The organism is Cupriavidus sp. GW822-FHT02D05 (assembly GCF_058802485.1).
The window spans coordinates 103,285-119,811 of sequence record NZ_JBXAOE010000021.1 but is presented as its reverse complement, the minus strand read 5'-3'; the positions used below and the strand labels follow the sequence as shown (position 1 = coordinate 119,811).

Here is a 16,527-nt window from a genome sequence, read left to right as displayed (position 1 = left end):
TGGCATCCGAGATATCCGGGCGGGGAGTACTGTCCTCCCCCTTGCAGGGCGGCCGCTACGCGTAGTGCACCGTTCCGATGCCGACGCGACGGGATCCGCCAGCCTCGTCGGGCATCGGGTCGCTTTCGAGTGCCTCGATCGCCTCCTCCAGCGCTTGCCTCACATCCTCGCGCCGTTTTGGCAGAGCCGATAGCAGGTCGCGCAGTTCGGACACATCGCAGATCTCGGCCAGCGCCTGGACAGCCTGCTGCCGCACATGGGGATCGCTGTCGCCGAAGCTGCCCGTCAGCAGCGGCAGCACCTTGCCGGGCGTGAAGAAGCTCAGCGCCCAGACGACCCGGCGCCGGACATCCGGCGAAGGCTCCCGCTTGAGCCGCGACGCCAATGGCGGAACCGCGTCATCGTCACCGATGGCCGCCAGCGCCAACGCCGCCTCGCCACGCACCGCATCGTCGTCATCACTCAGCAGTCCAAGCAGCAACGGCATCGCGCGCGGATCGGGTTGCTCCCGCAAGGCTTCGACGAGGCCAGCGCGCGCATCTGCCTGCGCGGTGGCGAGCACGTCGATCAGGTGCGCAATGGCTGCGGGGTCGCCATGCCGCGTCAGCGACTTCGCCAGCGCCCCCTTTACTTGTGCATCCGCATCTGGGGCGCGCAGAAAGGCCAGTGCTTCCGGCGGTGTGACGGCACCACCGGGGAGCCAGAGTGCTTCGGCTGCGCACTGCTGAACGCGCCGGCTCGGATCCTGGAGGCAACCCAGGATCAGGGCGGCATGGTGCTTCGCGTCGATGCGGCTGATGGCCTCGATGATCTTGCACCGAACCTCGTCGTCGCCGTCGCGCAGCGCACCGGCAAGAAACGGGACGGCCCGCGCATCGCGCAAGCTGGCGAGCGCGTCGCAGACGCTGCGCCTGACGTTCGGCTCGGCATCGCTCAGCGCACGGCAGAGGCTTTGCAGCGTGGCCGTGGTGTCGGGATGCGCCTCCCACGGGAGGCTGCCGAGCGAGTCGGCGGCGCGCTCCCTGAATTCGGGGTCGGGATCCTGCAGGGCCGCATGCAATGCCGGCAGCGCGCCAAAGTCGTTGTTGTCGCCCAAAGCCCAGAGCACCGCCCAGCGGACCCGACGTGTCTCGGCAGGATTGTTGAGCGCGTCAATCAGATGCTGCGTGGCGCCCGCGTGCCGCATCTCGCCCAGCGCATTGACCGCGTAATAACGGACCTCTTCGTCCGGATCGCTGAAGATGCGGTCGGCGAGGGTGTCGATGGCTTGATGCACCTGCATCGAACCCAGCGCGATGACGGCCTGCAGCCGCACGCCAGCCACCTCGTCGTTTGCCGCAAGCATGAGCGCCGGGATGGCCTCCGGCGACGAAAACCGCAAGGCTTCGGCTGCCGTTTCCCGGACGATTGCCGAGGTGTCGGACAAAGCGGCCAAGAATACGATGCACAACGCCGGCCCCGCCTCGACGCCGGCGCACTCCCTGAGCGCGGATAGTACCGTGGCCCGTACACCCTCGTCGCTGTCGTTGACGGCCGCGCGCAGATCCGGGATCAGGTCGGCACACTGTAATTCACCGAGCATGGAGGCGGCAGAGGCGCGCACCCCGGCGTCCTGATCGTGGCGCAGGCGGTCTTTCAGTGCCTCGACTGCCGGCTCCGTGCGAAAGACGCCGAGCGCCAGGACGGCTTGCCTGCGGACCTCGGCACTGGCGTCATCGAGCGCCTTCACGAGCGCATGCACGAGCGCATGCACGTGCTTCGGCGACTGGCTCGCCAGGGCTGCCGCCGCGGCCGCCCGGATCGACGCGTCGGGGTCGCCCGCCAGCGCCCGATGCACGGCCTGCGCCGCTTGCGCATGCGTCTCCATGTCGTAGTGCCCGAGCGCATGGATCGCGCTGGCGCGGATGTACGGGTCCTGGTCCCGCGCTGCGGCCAGCAACGGCGCAACGAACGCATCGGCCACCCCCGCATCGGTGAGGCTGACGTTCGCGCCGCGCCGCTCGTCAGGGGGCTGCGCCCTCAAGGACGCGATCAGGTCTTCGATTTCGCTCGGCGCACGCATTCCTTCTCCGGCCGAATCGTCAGCAGCGGCATCTCGATGGCCAGCAAGGGCCGCTTTCATGCGCATCATCAGTGCCTTCAGCCGCATGTGCCGGCCCCCGGACCTTCCCACGTGTCGTAGTCCGCAACCGGCAACGCGCGCGGTTGCCGCCCGTCGAGCAGCGCATCGGACGCGCAGTCAATGCGCCGGATTTCCTTGATATCTCTCATGATGTCCATCGCGGTGCGTAAGCTTCTCTCCCCATTGCACGGTCGCGAGGCCTACGCATTGTTCGCCTGCCGTTCGCCAGCTTGACGGATTGGTGACCAGCTCGCCCGTCGCCCGGCACACACTGCTCGCTTCGAGCCTCAACGCAACCATTTCGCGTCGAACCGGCGCGACACGTTATCACAGGCGCATCGTGCATCTCAAGTGCAGGCGCAACCCGGCAATGTGGACAATCAGGCCGCCTTCGCCCCAACCGACCAGTAGTAAGTCGGCGCCGTGCCGTTGATGACGTGATCGCCGACAACTCTGCTCTTGTAGAGGGTCGGATTATGCGAAGCCAGTGTCCGCGCATTGCGCCAGTGGCGGTCCAGCCGGCGGTCTTCATCCAGCGCGGAAGCGCCGCCGATGTCGAACAGCCGCGTGGCCGCCGCCAGCACCTGGTCCGCGATGCCGACCTGCGCCTTGGCGGTACGCAACTCCACGTCGTCCAGCAAGCCGACCGGAACGGCTTCGCCCCGCTGGCGCAGGCGATCGATCTCGCCAAGGCCTTGCGCCACGGCTGCGACGGCGGCAGCCGCAACGAACGCCGTGCCGGCAAGCTGGCCCACCACCTGCTGCACCAGCGGATCCTCGGCTGGCGTGCGTGCGCTGCCGTGGCTGTACACCCGCTTGCGCGCGCGCACAAAGGCGGCCGCGTCGCGCTCGATGGCCCGGGCGATGCCGGCCAGCGTCGCCAGATGCACCAGCTGGAAGTAAGCCGTGATGGATGTGGGCACATTGCGCGGGAAGCTCAGCACCTGTTCGCCGGACACCGCCACATCGCGAAAGCGTGTCGTGCCGGAGCCGGTGAGGCGCTGGCCAAAACCCCGCCAGTCGTCGATGCGGTCGATGCCCGGCGCATTGGCCGGCACCAGCACATAAACCGGATCGGCACTGCCCTCGCGGCTGGCGCTGACGGCAATCCAGTCGGCATAGAGCGTGCCTGTGCTGTAGAACTTCTCGCCGTCGAGCCGCCAGCCTTCGCCATCCGGCGACAAGGTGGTCTTGTGCTTGCCTGGCGCGCCGTCGCCAAGCTCGGTAGTGGCGTTGCCGAAGATCGCGCCCTGCGCGACGAGCTGCAGCCAGCGCTCCCGCAGTTCGGGCGCTATCTCCGCATAGAGCCGCTCGACAAAGCCAAAATGCGCGCGCAGGATCTGCGGCAAGTTGGAATCCGCTTCGCCCAGCTCGATCAGCAGTTCGAACAATTGCTCGACCGACGCGCCCAGCCCGCCGAGCGCCACCGGGACGCGCAAAGCGCCGAAGCCGGCATCGCGAAGCAGGGCGACCGCATCGAAAGCAAGCTCGCGCTCCTGTTCGCGCTGGGCCGCGCGTTCGGCGATCTGCGCAAAGATCGGGCGGAAGCGCGCAAAGAGAGCCGCCTGGGAAGGATTGAGTTCTGGCATGCGTTTGTTGTCTGGGTTTAGATAGCGATGGCAAACACGGGAGGCTCGCCAGCGGCGGCATCTGGCTCTTCCGGCTCGCCGGGCTTGGGCCGGCTCTCCCGCAGCTCGCCGATCTGGATCAGGCGCGAGCGCGTGAGGTTGCGGCTCAGGCCGCAGCCTTCCTGCCCGGCAGCACGTCGTTGGCGATCATCTCGCCGAACGGCCCCGTCAGGTTGGTGGCGCCGCCGCGGCCCAGGCTGGCGTACGGCTCCGGCAGCAACGGGAACACCAGTTCGGCGAAGCGGTACGCTTCCTCCAGGTGCGGGTAGCCCGAGAAGATAAAGCTCTCGATGCCAAGATCCGCGTATTCCTGGATCCGTGCGGCCACTTCCTGTGGATTGCCCACCAGCGCGGTGCCGGCACCGCCGCGCACCAGGCCCACGCCGGCCCAGAGGTTGGGATAGATCTCCAGCTGGTCGCGGCGGCCGCCGTGCAACGCGGCCATGCGGCGCTGGCCGACGGAATCGAAGCGCGAGAAGGACTTCTGCGCGGCGGCGATCGTTTCGTCCGAGATCTGCGCGATCAGTTCATCGGCGGCCCGCCAGGCTTGCTCGCTGGTACGGCGCACGATCACATGCAGGCGCACGCCAAAACGCACTTTGCGGCCAAGGCGCGCGGCGCGCTCGCGAACATCGGCGATTTTTTGCGCTACGGCCTCGGGCGGTTCGCCCCAGGTCAGGTACACGTCGACCTGCTCGGCTGCCAGGTCGTGCGCTTGCTCGGACGAGCCACCAAAGTAAAGGGGCGGGTAAGGACGCTGCACCGGCGGATACAGCGCCTTGGCGTTATCCACCTTGATATGCTCGCCATCGAAGTGAACCGCCTCGCCCTCCAGCACGCGGCGCCAGACGCGCAGGAACTCGGCCGATGCCGCGTAGCGCTGGCTGTGGTCGAGGTACAGCCCATCGCCACGATTTTCGTCCGGATCGCCGCCGGTCACCACGTTGATCAGCAGCCGGCCATTGGTAATACGGTCAAGCGTGGCGGCCATGCGCGCCGACACGGTCGGCGAGATGATGCCCGGGCGGATTGCCACCAGGTAGCGCAGGCGCTCCGTCCAGGGCGCCACTGCGGAGGCAATCACCCATGAATCCTCGCAGGAGCGGCCGGTGGGAATCAACACGCCGTAGTAGCCCAGGTTGTCAGCCGCCTGCGCGATCTGCTTCAGATAACCCAGCGAAACGGGGCGCGCGCCCTCCGTGGTGCCGAGATAGTGGCCGTCGCCGTGCGTGGGAAGAAACCAGAAGACATTCATTGCCGCGGTTCTCCCCTTCAAGCCGCGCGCTGCAGCGGCGATTTGCGGCTGGCTTCGAACAACGGCGCGCAACGATCCGCGGCCAGGCGGATGCGTTCGGCCAGCGCGGTGCTGCTGACCTGGTCATTGTGGAAATCCCCCGGGCTGCCGTACACGCCGATGGGCAACGTGAGCGCCTGCAGGAAGCCGAACAGCGGCCGCAACTGATGCTCCAGCACCAGCGCGTGGCGGTCGCTGCCGCCCGTCGCCCCCAGCAACACCGGCTTGTCCACCAGCGCTTCCTGCCCCACCAGGTCGAAAAGGTGCTTGAAGTGGCCGGGATAAGAACCGCGATACACCGGCGCGGCCACCACCAGCAGGTCCGCGGACTCGATGGCGACCAGTTCGTTTTCAATCTCGGCCGGCAGCTCTGCGCGCGACAGCGCCGCGCCCAGCGGACGCGCGATATCGCCGAGGTTGACGATATGGCTTTGCAAAAGCAGCCGGCTATCCAGTTCCGTGAGCAGTGCCTGCACGAGCGCGAGCGTGCGCGAGGGCTGCTGCGCGCTGCCGTTGACGGCGACCACTTTCAGCGGTGTAGCCATGGGAAGAACCTCCTGTCGATATCGATGGTTTGTGGATTCACGCGCGGGGCGCATTTCGTTGCCGGCAATGCATCAGGCAAGAAGCAAGCCCGCGTGAATTGCCATGTTCTTTGCCTGTGCGCCATTCCTGGCACGGATCCGCGCCGTTCTCCCAGAGCACACTGCTGATGATGCAACTGCGTGGAGATGGGGGGCGTTGCCACCGCAGCCGTCTTAGGCAAGCGCTTACAAGCCCCTCACGATAGCGCAACGGAATTGGCCGTCGAAGGATGAATTTCGTCTATATATAGACACGCGAAACGCATATAGGCATGCGAGCTTTGCATCCCCGCCAGGACCCTGCAGAGGGTGCCGAAGATTGGTGCTGCTCCAGCCCGAATGCGCAGCGGCGATGCATGCAAAGCGAAGGGGGCCCCGCTTGCGGGACCCCCTTCGTTCATGCCTTGCCGGACGCGTCTTCATCCAACGGCCTCAGAAATCCAGCCCACCGCCTCCGCCAGCCGCGCCCTGCGCGCCGAGCTGTCCCTCATCCTTCGGCAGTTCGACGATCGCAGCATCCGTGGTAAGGATCAGGCCTGCCACCGAAGCGGCATTCTGCAAAGCGGTGCGTGTGACCTTGGTCGGGTCAACCACACCACCTTCCACCAGGTCACCATATTCGCCGGTCGCCGCGTTGTAGCCAAAATTGCCCGTCCCTTCGGCCACGCGCGCTACCACCACGCTGGCCTCTTCGCCGGCGTTGGCAACAATCTGGCGCAACGGCTCCTCCAGTGCCCGCAGCACGATCTTGATGCCTGCCTGCTGGTCCGGGTTGATGCCCGTCAGATCCTTGATGGCCTGGCGCGCACGAATCAGCGCTACGCCGCCGCCGGCCACGATGCCCTCTTCCACCGCGGCACGCGTGGCGTGCAGCGCGTCTTCCACGCGGGCTTTCTTCTCCTTGACCTCGACTTCCGTGGCGCCGCCGACCTTGAGCACTGCCACCCCGCCGGCCAGTTTGGCCACGCGCTCCTGCAGCTTCTCGCGGTCATAGTCGGAGCTGGCCTCGTCGATCTGGGTGCGGATACGCTTGACCCGCGCCTGGATCTGCGCGGCGTCGCCGGCGCCATCGATGATGATGGTGTTCTCCTTGCCGATTTCCACGCGCCCCGCCTGGCCCAGTTGCTCCAGCGCGATCTTTTCCAGAGACAGCCCGACCTCTTCCGACACCACCTGGCCGCTGGTCAGGATCGCGATGTCTTCCAGCAGTGCCTTGCGGCGGTCGCCAAAGCCGGGGGCCTTGACCGCGGCGGCCTTCAGGATGCCGCGGATATTGTTGACCACCAGCGTGGCGAGTGCCTCGCCCTCCACGTCCTCGGCCACGATCAGCAGCGGACGTCCGGCCTTGGCCACCTGCTCCAGCACGGGCAGCAGGTCGCGGATGCTGGAGATCTTCTTGTCCACCAGCAGCAGGTAGGGTTGCTCGAGCACCGCCACCTGCTTGTCGGGGTTGTTGATGAAATACGGCGACAGGTAGCCACGGTCGAACTGCATGCCCTCCACCACTTCGAGCTCGTCTTCCAGCGACTTGCCGTCTTCCACCGTGATCACGCCTTCCTTGCCGACCCGGTCGATGGCCTGGGCGATACGCTCGCCGATGGCGCTTTCGCCGTTGGCGGAGATGGTGCCGACCTGCGCGATCTCGCGGCTGGTGGTGGTGGGCTTGCTGATGCGGCGCAGCTCTTCAATGGCCGCCGTCACCGCCTTGTCGATGCCGCGCTTCAGGTCCTGCGGATTGAGCCCGGCCGCGACGTACTTGACGCCCTCCCGCACGATGGCCTGCGCCAGTACGGTAGCGGTGGTGGTGCCGTCGCCGGCGTTATCGCTGGTGCGGGAAGCGACCTCCTTGACCAGCTGCGCGCCGATGTTCTGCAGCTTGTCCTTGAGCTCGATCTCCTTGGCCACGGAGACGCCGTCCTTGGTCACGGTAGGGCTGCCGAAGCTGCGCTCCAGCACCACGTTGCGGCCCTTGGGGCCCAGCGTCACCTTGACCGCATTGGCGAGAATATTGACGCCTTCGACCACCTTGGCGCGGGCCACGTCGCTGAACACTACATCTTTTGCTGCCATTGCTGTCTGTCCTGTCTTGATTGTCGGGTTCGTTCGGGAAACACTGGATCGATGCTGGCGGACACGCGGCGATTCAGCGCTCGACCACCGCCAGGATGTCTTCCTCGCGCAGCACCAGGAGTTCGTCGCCGTCGACCTTCACCGCCTGGCCTGCATACTTGCCGAACAGCACCCGGTCGCCCGCGCGCAGGTCCAGTGCAATGCGTTCGCCGGCTTCGTTGCGCCGGCCCGGGCCGACGGCGATCACCTCGCCCTGGTCCGGCTTTTCGGCGGCGCTGTCGGGAATGACGATGCCGGATTGCGTGCGGGTTTCGTTGTCGGACCGTTTGACGAGAACGCGGTCGTGCAGTGGGCGAAGGCTCATGCTGGCTCCAGAAGGAAAGGAAGAGAGAAGTTCGTTGGCGGCGGATGCCAGTGCCGACGGTGGCACTGCGGGCTGGCAATCAGCACTCGATGCCGGTGAGTGCTGAGTATAGAAAGCACCGCCATGCGCGGCCAACTGATCGTTTCGCATTTGCTTAGAATGCGCGCCTGACAGCGCGCCTGACGTGGCGAGCACATCGGGTTCCCACCCACGCTGCCTTGCGCGACCCGCATGATTTACCCGGGTCCACGACGTCGGCATGGAGCGGGCCGGGCACGGCCAGCCGGCCAGCCTTAAGCGTTTCTTAAGCCGTTGTGCCCTATCCTTGTCGCATCGCCAGAATCCAACGTTCCCGATGCCGACGCTCCTTGCCCTGAACCTCACGCTGTTCCAGCGCCTGAACGCCCCCGCTGGGCTGTCTGGCGCCGGCCTCTGGGTGGCCGCTTTCCTTGCCGAGGGACTGATCGCAGCCGCGCCGCTGGTGCTGGCCGCGGGCTGGCTGCGCGCGCGGCCGGGCGAGCGCCAGATGGTGATGAGCGCCCTGGCGGCCGTGGCGCTGGGCGGGCTCTGCTCGACCCTGTCCGGCCTGCTGCTGCCGATGCCGCGGCCCTTCATGGCGGGCGTCGGGCATACCTACCTGGCGCATGCCGCCGACCCCTCCTTCCCGAGCGACCACGTCACGCTGCTGGCCACGCTGGCCTTCGTCCTGCTGCGCGCGCCCGGCAGGGCCCAGCGCCTGAGCGGGACCGGCTTGCTGGTAGCCGCGGCACTAACGGGCTGGGCCCGCGTCTTCCTCGGCGTACACTTTCCACTGGACATCGTCGGCGCATTTGCGATAGCGGCATGCTGCGCGGCCGTGACTACGTCTGCCTTCACGCGCCCGCTGCTTGCCGCTGTCACTGTGCGCGCGGAGCAGCTTTACCGGCACCTGCTGGCCTACCCCATCGCACGCGGATGGCTCAACCCATGACAATGGCTGACACGATGCCGCCCCTTGCCACCGTTGGCGCCCTGCCGTCAACGCGCGGTGCCGACGCCAGCCTGGACATCAGCGGCCTCGAAGGCGCCGGCCGCGGGCCGTTCAGCCTCACCGTCGCGCCCGGCAGTTGCGTGATCCTGTCCGGCGCATCCGGCGCGGGCAAGAGCCTGCTATTGCGCATGATTGCCGATCTCGATCCCAATCGCGGGCAGGTCCGGCTAGGCCATACCCCGCGCGAGAGCATGAGCGGTCCGGCCTGGCGGCGCCAGGTCATGTACGTGGCGGCCGAGTCCGGCTGGTGGGGCGACGACGTGCTTGAACATATGACGGACGTGCCGGCTGCCCAGGCGCTGCTGGCGCGGCTGCGCTTGCCCGCGGACATCCTGCAGGCGCCCGTGAGCCGCCTGTCCACCGGCGAGCGCCAGCGCCTCGCGCTGATCCGCGCGCTGGTGCGCCGTCCGCGCTTCCTGCTACTGGATGAGCCAACCTCCGCGCTGGACGCCGAGACCACGCTGGCCGTCGAAGCGCTGCTGCACGACTGCAAGGCACAGGGCCTGGGGCTGCTGATCGTCTCGCACAATCCCGCGCAGGCGGCACGCCTGCAGGACCGGCACTATCGCCTCGGCGCCGCCGGGCTGGAAGCGGTGCCGGCATGAGCCCGATCCCGCTCACAGCCTATGACCTGGCGCTGGCCAGCCTGCTGGTGCTAGCCGGCGCGGGCGCCTCGCTGGTGATGTCGCTGGACGTGCACCGCAGCCTGCTCTGGGCCGCCGGCCGCATGGTGGTGCAACTGCTGCTGGTCGGGCTGGTGCTGCGCACGGTGTTTGGCTTGTCGTCGCCGCTGGTGACCGCGTTGACGGTAGCGGCCATGATCGCGGCAGCCGCCCGCGAGGTGGGCAGCCGGCAGGAGCGCCGCCTGGCGGGGCCCTGGCACGCGCTGATCGGCGCCGCCGCCGTGAGCCTGCCGACGCTGCTGGTGACCGTGCTGGCGCTGACCACGGCCTTGCGCCCGACGCCCTGGTACGACGCCCGCCACGCGATCCCGCTGGCCGGCATCATCCTGGGCAATGTGATGAACGCCGCGAGCCTGGCGCTCAATGGCGCCTTTACCGCGGTCTGGCACCAGCGCGCCGCCATCGATGCACGCCTGGCGCTTGGCGATGACCGCCAGGCGGCGCTGCGCGTGATCGTGCGCCAGGCGGTGCGCAGCGGCATGCTGCCCACCATGAACACCATGGCGGCGGCCGGCATCATCACCATGCCAGGCATCATGACCGGCCAGATCCTGGCCGGGATGGACCCGATCGCCGCGGCCCGGTACCAGATCCTGCTGATGTTCCTGCTTGCCGGTGGCAGCATGCTGGGCGTGATCCTGGCCGCCACGCTGGCGGTCCGGCGCCTGACCGACCACCGCCACCGCTTGCGCCTGGACCGGCTGCAACGCCGTTGACCCCAAGGCACCCACTCATCACCAACCAAGGAATCCATGCCATGCGCCTGCTGCTGGTGGAAGACGACCCGATGATCGGCGAAAGCGTAGAGGAAGGCCTGCGGGCCGAAGGCTACGCGGTCGACTGGGTCAGGGATGGCCGCCTCGCCGATGCCGCGCTGGCCGCCAATGCGCCCGGCACCTACGACGCCGTGCTGCTCGACCTTGGCCTGCCCGGCCGCTCCGGCGAGGCGGTGCTGCGGCAACTGCGCGCCCGCGGGCTGGCGCTGCCGGTGCTGATCCTGACCGCGCGCGACGCCACCGCCGACCGCGTGCGCGGCCTGGATGCCGGCGCCGACGATTACATGGTCAAGCCGTTCGACCTCGACGAGCTGTTCGCGCGCATCCGGGCCTTGCTGCGCCGTAGTGCCGGGCGCGTCAGCACCGAGCTGGCGCATGGCCCGGTGCGCCTGGACCCCGCCACGCGCGAGGTGCGCTGCGACGGCGAGATCGTGGCGCTGTCGATGCGCGAGTTCATGGTGCTGCAGGCCTTGATGGAGCAGCCGGGCCACGTTGTGACCCACGAGCGCCTGCGCGAGGCGGTCTACAACATGAATGAGGAAATCAGCAGCAATACAGTGGAAGTCCATATCCATGCGCTGCGCAAGAAGCTTGGCGCCGACTTTATCCGCAATGTGCGCGGTGTCGGCTACAAGCTGGGCGGCCCGGCATGAGAACGATCCGCGCCCAGTTGCTGGCTGGCCTGCTCGGGGCCATGCTCGCATGCGCCCTGGTGGCAGGCGCGGCCGCCTATTTCAAGGTGCGCCGCGAAGCCAACGAGGTCTTCGATGCGCAACTGCAGCAAGCGGCACGCATGTTGCCGACACATCTGGAGCGCGACGCCACGCCGCCGCTGAACGGCAGCGAACTTGACGAGGAGATCGTGGTGCAGGCCTGGGATGTGCAGGGCCGCCAGATCTACGCCTCGCACCCGGTCACGCTGCCGCGCGCGGACCTGCCGGGCTTTCATGACCTGCAGGCGCGCGGCAGCGAATGGCGCATCTATGGCGTGCTCGCCGGGGATCGGTATGTGCAGGCCGCGCAATCGGTCGTGTTCCGCCGCAAGCTGGCGGCCTCGCTGTCGCTTGGCGCGTTGCTGCCCATCCTGGCGCTGGTGCCAGCGCTTGGCTTGCTGATCCACCTGGTGGTCAGGCGCTCGCTACGCCCGGTCGAGGAGATCGCGCGCGCGGTCGGCAGCCGCTCGGCAGATGCGCTGGCGCCGCTGGACGCGCACGGCTGGCCGCCGGAACTGGTGCCGGTGGTGGAAGCCCTCAATGCCCTGCTGGCCCGCCTGCAGCAATCCATGGACACCCAGCGCGCCTTTGTCGCCGACGCCGCGCACGAACTGCGCACGCCGCTCACCGCGCTCAAGCTGCAACTGCAGCTGGCCCTGCGCGCCGACAGCGAAGACAAGCAGAAACTGGCGCTCGCCAAGCTGGGCGAGCGCCTGGACCGCACCACCCACCTGGTGGCGCAGTTGCTGACGCTGGCACGCAGCGAAGACGGCGCCCCTGCCACCCAGGCCCCGCTCGCCGACGTGCGCTTGCGCGATGTGGCGGTGCAGGTGGTGCGCGAGCTGCTGCCTATGGCCGAAGCCAAGGATGTGGACCTCGGCCTGGACGCGAGCGCGCCCGAATGCCGGGTGCGCGGCGTGGGCGGCGATCTCTTCATCCTGCTGCGCAACCTCGCCGACAACGCGATCCGCTACACCAGCCCGGGCGGCCGGGTCGACCTGCGCATCGAATGGCGCAACGGCGCGCCCATGCTGGGCGTGAGCGACAGCGGCCCGGGCATCGCGCCGGCCGAGCGCGACAATGTGTTCCGCCGCTTTCATCGCGGCGACGCCAGCGACGCGCATGGCAGCGGACTCGGCCTGGCGATCGTGCAGAGCATCGCCGCGCGCCATGGCGCCACGGTGTTGCTGGAGGACGGCCCGGCGGGCCGCGGGCTCACGGTGGCCGTGGTATTCCCGGCGCAAAACGGTGCCTGAAAGGCAACGCCGGTCGTGCACGGCTAGACTTCATTCTTATTCGGAGTTCCGATGCATCCCCAATCCGACTCTCGCTCCCCTGCATTCTTCGCCCGGCGGGTGGCCGGCCTGCCGACAGCCCTGTGGCTGCTCGCCGGCCTGCTGATCCTGCTGCTGTGGTTCGGCACGCTAGATTTTCGCCATCTGCTCAGCTCCGATGAAGGCCGCTACGCCGAGATCTCGCGCGAGATGTTCGCCAGCGGGGACTGGGTAACGATCCGCTACAACGCACTCAAGTACTTTGAGAAGCCGCCTTTCCATATGTGGGTGACGGCGCTGTCGTATACCTTGTTCGGCGTGGGCGACTGGCAGGCCCGGCTATGCGTGGCGCTGTCCGGCATGGTTGGCCTCATCGCGTCGATGTTTGCGGCAACGCGCTGGTACGGCATTCGCGCTGGCCTGCTGACCGGCCTGGTGCTGGTGGCCGCGCCGATGTGGAGCGTGGCCTCGCACTTCAACTCGCTGGACATGACGCTGTCCGGCGCCATGGCCTGCGTGCTGGCCTTCATGCTGGTGGCACAGCATCCCGACGCAACGCCTGCGGCCCGCCGCTACTGGATGTGGGCCTGCTGGGTGTCCATGGGCGTGGCGATCCTGAGCAAGGGCCTGGTGGGCATCGCCCTGCCTGGGTTGGTGCTGGTGATTTACACCCTGATCTCGCGCGACTTCGGCCTGTGGCGGCGCCTGCACCTGATCTCCGGCATCGGGCTGATGCTGATCGTCACGGTGCCCTGGTTCTGGCTGGTGTCGGCGCGCAACCCCGAATTCCCGAATTTCTTCTTTATCCACGAGCACTGGCAGCGCTACACCTCGACGGTGCACTCGCGCGGCGGGCCGGTCTGGTACTTCGTGCCATTGCTGGTGGCGGGCTTCGTGCCCTGGCTGGGCCTGGCGCCGCGCATGTGGGAGGTGGTCCGCGACGATGGCGCCGCGGCGCGCGTGGCGACGGTGCGGCGCCTCCGGCCGGCGCTGTTGCTGGCTGTGTGGGCCATCGCCATCTTTGTCTTCTTCAGCCTGTCCGGCTCCAAGCTGCCCGGCTATATCGTGCCGGTCTTCCCGGCGCTTGGCATGCTGGCAGCCATGGCACTGGAGCGCATCGGCGAGCGCGGCTGGCGCCAGCAGCTCAACGCCATGCTGGTGATCATGGCGATCGGGTTGCTGGCCAGCCCGGTGGTGGCCACGCTGCATTCCAACCACACCGCGACCGCCGACTACCGCCGCTACGCGGTCTGGGTGGCCGCCGCGTTTGTGGTGATGCTGGCGGGCACGTGGCTGGCGCGCCGGCTGCTGCGCACCCACGGCCTGATGCCGAGCATCGTGGTCTACACGCTAGCGCTGTTCACGGGCTTTACCGCCGCGCTGCTCGGGCACGAATCGATCGGCGGCCCGGCCTCGGGCGCCAGCCTGGTGCCGGCCATCCGGGCGGTGCTCAAGGACGACATGCCGATCTACGGCGTGCGCACGCTGGACCACACCCTGCCGTACTACCTGCGCCACACCACCGTGATGGTGGAACACCCCGACGAACTGGAGTTCGGCACCCAGCAGGAGCCGCAGAAATGGCTGCCCACGCTCGACAGCTTTGTCGCCCGCTGGCGCGAGGGGCCACCGGCGCTGGCGATCATGTCCGCCGATACCTACCGCGAGCTGACCACGCGCCAGGTGCCCATGCACCTGGTTGCGCAAGACCAGCGGCGCATCGTGGTAGCCAATTTTCCGGTGCCGCCTTCGCCTGGCCGCTAAGCGCGGCCGGGGCAAATCCAGCACGCCGCAGCATCTAGCTCCTCATGGGTGGCCGACGAAAAACGGTAACGATTGTCATTTGCTATCCGCACCCACCCCCCCCTTGTTCCACGCGCCGTCTCACGTAAGGTGCCTCCTGTTCCTTGCCGGTGCATCCCCCGCCCGGCGCTACGATTTATCCCGGCCGGTACTGCCGGGACCGGCTACACCAGTGACTTCCCGCATCCATTCCAAGCAAGAAATCGACCTGACATATACCCTGTTTTCGAATTACTTAATCAACGATTCCAATCAAATATGACGGCACGTTCAATAGCACATTTAAGCTGTCAATTTAATAGATCGCCTTACCCCACCAAAGCATGGGACACCATTCCTTGACAGCCCCCATCGCTCTTTTTCCGGACGCATACCGATCTGATTCCGTGCACCCTCACGGCCCCTTTCTTCCATCCACCCTTAAAATTCAAACAACAATCATTATCAATACATGCAATATTTCTCGCAGCAATTTGTCAATAACTGCAGATAATTGGGGCGAGAACCTTACGTTTTCATTTCAATGCCCTCCATAATTATCCTGATCAGGCAGAGTGCCTTTCTTTCCAGTACCGTATGATTGAGCCTCGTCGGAATCGACGTGCGCGGACCACGGTGAATGAATCGGGAGTAGCCCATGCAAATGATGTCTTCCCAGTTCAGTGGCTTCCGGTACGAGGAGCCTGCAGCTCCCGTCATCTGCCTGCGCGACGTCGCCCGCCCGTGTCTTCGTAAGCGGGCCACTGGCAATGCACCCGAAACGCAGGGCCAGGCCAGCGTCGCTGCCAAGGGCTTCTCCAGATGAATTGGGGCGTGCTTGCCTACACCGTGCTGGCGTGCCTGGTGACCGGGTATGCCGCTACTGCGGCCTGGGCAGCATGGCGGCCACCGGCTGCCAGCCACGATCCGGAAAGCACCGGCCTGCGCCCGGTGAGCGTACTGAAGCCGTTGTGCGGCGCCGACCCCCGGCTCTATGACAACCTCGCCGGCCTGTGCCGGCAACAGCATCCGGCGTTCCAGTTGGTGTTCGGTGTGCGCGCGGCAGACGACGCGGCCATCGCCGTGGTGGAACGCCTGCAAGCGGAATTCCCGGATTGCGATATCGTCCTGGTGATCGATCCTCGCGTGCACGGTAGCAATCTCAAGGTCAGCAACCTGATCAACCTGCTGCCGCAGGCACGCTATACATGGCTGGTCGTGGCCGACAGTGACATCGCGGTGCAACCGGATTACCTGGCCCGCGTCACAGCGCCGCTGTCCGATGCCACGGTTGGCGTGGTGACTTGCTTGTACCGGGGCCGACCGGCGAGCGGATTGTGGTCCTTGCTCGGCGCACAATTCATCGACGACTGGTTTGCGCCATCGGTACGTGTAGCCCATGGCTTTGGCTCGAGCCGCTTCTCATTTGGCGCCACCATCGCGCTGCGGCGCGACCTGCTCGATGCCATCGGCGGTTTCTCCGCACTCTCCAACCGGCTTGCAGACGACTTCTGGCTGGGCGAACTGACCCGCCACCAAGGCTTGCGCACGGTACTGTCGGACGTCATCGTCCTTACGGATGTCACTGAAACGCGGCTGGCTGCGCTGTGGGCGCACGAGGTTCGCTGGCTGCGCACCATCCGCTCGCTCAATCCGGCAGGCTTTGCCTTCACCTTCATCACCTTTACGTGGCCCATGCTGGCACTCGCCTGCTGGCTGGCACCCACGCCCATCGTGCTTGGCGTGTCGCTGGCCGGCATAATGGCGCGCTGCATGCTGGCCGGTGGTGCCGGCGCGGCCATGCGGGCACCGCTGCGCGATACGCTGCTGCTGGCCGGATGGGCTACCGCCAGGTTTGGCCAGCACGTGCGCTGGCGCGACCAGGTGCTGTCGGTACACGACCACGCCTCGTCGGCCGAAGCCCATCCGACGGCATCGCCGGTGGCACCGCCCGGCGCGGATCCGCCGCCGGTCACCAGCACGCATGCCCAGCCTGGCATTGCAGCCGGCTTCACCGGGCTCCCCCGATCCATGCAGACCGAGGGGACACAGATCTCCGATCACGACGGCTCGTCGCCACTGCCTGCTAACGGCATGATTTCCTAGATAAACGCCATGAAAACCCTCTTCCTCCAGATGCCTTCCTTCGATGGCTTTGACGGCGGCGCTTAGGGCAACAGGGCCGTCACGAGCTTCGGTACATACGT

13 protein-coding genes are annotated in these 16,527 nt (G+C 66.9%); 7 read left to right on the top strand and 6 right to left on the bottom strand.

What is annotated here, in order from left to right:
• Positions 1-55: 55 nt before the first annotated feature.
• From AC1RQK_RS26340 to groES, 6 genes are all read right to left on the bottom strand, one after another.
• Positions 56-2,149 carry a HEAT repeat domain-containing protein gene (locus tag AC1RQK_RS26340; protein ID WP_492811948.1) on the bottom strand — a complete coding sequence of 698 codons (2,094 nt, stop codon included), beginning with the start codon at positions 2,147-2,149 and terminating at the stop codon, positions 56-58.
• A 353-nt stretch (positions 2,150-2,502) separates the two neighbouring features.
• The gene (locus tag AC1RQK_RS26335) at positions 2,503-3,711 is read right to left on the bottom strand and encodes an acyl-CoA dehydrogenase family protein (protein ID WP_492811946.1); all 1,209 of its coding nucleotides are present in this window, start codon (positions 3,709-3,711) and stop codon (positions 2,503-2,505) included.
• Positions 3,712-3,856: 145 nt separating this feature from the next.
• Positions 3,857-5,005, bottom strand: coding sequence for an FMNH2-dependent alkanesulfonate monooxygenase (gene ssuD, locus AC1RQK_RS26330; protein ID WP_492371241.1), 1,149 nt, complete (start codon positions 5,003-5,005; stop codon positions 3,857-3,859).
• A gap of 17 nt (positions 5,006-5,022) precedes the next feature.
• The gene (gene msuE, locus AC1RQK_RS26325; protein WP_492811943.1) at positions 5,023-5,589 is read right to left on the bottom strand and encodes an FMN reductase; all 567 of its coding nucleotides are present in this window, start codon (positions 5,587-5,589) and stop codon (positions 5,023-5,025) included.
• 471 nt (positions 5,590-6,060) lie between these two features.
• A complete protein-coding gene (gene groL / locus AC1RQK_RS26320; protein ID WP_492371239.1) occupies positions 6,061-7,698 on the bottom strand; it encodes a chaperonin GroEL in 1,638 nt (545 codons plus the stop codon).
• A gap of 73 nt (positions 7,699-7,771) precedes the next feature.
• Positions 7,772-8,062 carry a co-chaperone GroES gene (gene groES, locus AC1RQK_RS26315; protein ID WP_492371238.1) on the bottom strand — a complete coding sequence of 97 codons (291 nt, stop codon included), beginning with the start codon at positions 8,060-8,062 and terminating at the stop codon, positions 7,772-7,774.
• A gap of 355 nt (positions 8,063-8,417) precedes the next feature.
• Between groES and AC1RQK_RS26310 the strand changes: the two genes are divergently transcribed.
• From AC1RQK_RS26310 to hpnI, 7 genes are all read left to right on the top strand, one after another.
• Positions 8,418-9,032, top strand: a complete 615-nt coding sequence (locus AC1RQK_RS26310) for a phosphatase PAP2 family protein (protein ID WP_492811941.1) — start codon at positions 8,418-8,420, stop codon at positions 9,030-9,032.
• A gap of 2 nt (positions 9,033-9,034) precedes the next feature.
• Positions 9,035-9,697, top strand: coding sequence for an ABC transporter ATP-binding protein (locus tag AC1RQK_RS26305; protein WP_492371280.1), 663 nt, complete (start codon positions 9,035-9,037; stop codon positions 9,695-9,697).
• Entirely contained in the window at positions 9,694-10,491 is a 798-nt protein-coding gene (locus AC1RQK_RS26300) for an ABC transporter permease (RefSeq protein WP_043355478.1), read from the top strand. Before AC1RQK_RS26305 ends, AC1RQK_RS26300 begins: the two co-directional genes overlap by 4 nt.
• 41 nt (positions 10,492-10,532) lie before the next feature.
• Entirely contained in the window at positions 10,533-11,204 is a 672-nt protein-coding gene (locus AC1RQK_RS26295) for a response regulator (RefSeq protein ID WP_492371235.1), read from the top strand.
• Positions 11,201-12,520, top strand: a complete 1,320-nt coding sequence (locus tag AC1RQK_RS26290; RefSeq protein WP_492371234.1) for an ATP-binding protein — start codon at positions 11,201-11,203, stop codon at positions 12,518-12,520. The genes AC1RQK_RS26295 and AC1RQK_RS26290 overlap by 4 nt, the downstream gene beginning before the upstream one ends.
• A 51-nt stretch (positions 12,521-12,571) precedes the next feature.
• Positions 12,572-14,302, top strand: a complete 1,731-nt coding sequence (locus AC1RQK_RS26285) for a glycosyltransferase family 39 protein (protein WP_492811938.1) — start codon at positions 12,572-12,574, stop codon at positions 14,300-14,302.
• Positions 14,303-15,142: 840 nt separating this feature from the next.
• Positions 15,143-16,426, top strand: a complete 1,284-nt coding sequence (hpnI, locus tag AC1RQK_RS26280) for a bacteriohopanetetrol glucosamine biosynthesis glycosyltransferase HpnI (protein WP_492811936.1) — start codon at positions 15,143-15,145, stop codon at positions 16,424-16,426.
• Positions 16,427-16,527 lie beyond the last annotated feature (101 nt).

Coding starts and splice junctions, on each gene's coding strand:
- groES (WP_492371238.1), bottom strand. CDS start 8,062: ATGAGCCTTCGCCCACTGCACGACCGCGTTCTCGTCAAACGGTCCGAC.
- AC1RQK_RS26300 (WP_043355478.1), top strand. CDS start 9,694: ATGAGCCCGATCCCGCTCACAGCCTATGACCTGGCGCTGGCCAGCCTG.
- AC1RQK_RS26340 (WP_492811948.1), bottom strand. CDS start 2,149: ATGCGGCTGAAGGCACTGATGATGCGCATGAAAGCGGCCCTTGCTGGC.
- AC1RQK_RS26310 (WP_492811941.1), top strand. CDS start 8,418: ATGCCGACGCTCCTTGCCCTGAACCTCACGCTGTTCCAGCGCCTGAAC.
- msuE (WP_492811943.1), bottom strand. CDS start 5,589: ATGGCTACACCGCTGAAAGTGGTCGCCGTCAACGGCAGCGCGCAGCAG.
- AC1RQK_RS26290 (WP_492371234.1), top strand. CDS start 11,201: ATGAGAACGATCCGCGCCCAGTTGCTGGCTGGCCTGCTCGGGGCCATG.
- AC1RQK_RS26305 (WP_492371280.1), top strand. CDS start 9,035: ATGGCTGACACGATGCCGCCCCTTGCCACCGTTGGCGCCCTGCCGTCA.
- groL (WP_492371239.1), bottom strand. CDS start 7,698: ATGGCAGCAAAAGATGTAGTGTTCAGCGACGTGGCCCGCGCCAAGGTG.
- AC1RQK_RS26285 (WP_492811938.1), top strand. CDS start 12,572: ATGCATCCCCAATCCGACTCTCGCTCCCCTGCATTCTTCGCCCGGCGG.
- hpnI (WP_492811936.1), top strand. CDS start 15,143: ATGAATTGGGGCGTGCTTGCCTACACCGTGCTGGCGTGCCTGGTGACC.
- ssuD (WP_492371241.1), bottom strand. CDS start 5,005: ATGAATGTCTTCTGGTTTCTTCCCACGCACGGCGACGGCCACTATCTC.
- AC1RQK_RS26335 (WP_492811946.1), bottom strand. CDS start 3,711: ATGCCAGAACTCAATCCTTCCCAGGCGGCTCTCTTTGCGCGCTTCCGC.
- AC1RQK_RS26295 (WP_492371235.1), top strand. CDS start 10,533: ATGCGCCTGCTGCTGGTGGAAGACGACCCGATGATCGGCGAAAGCGTA.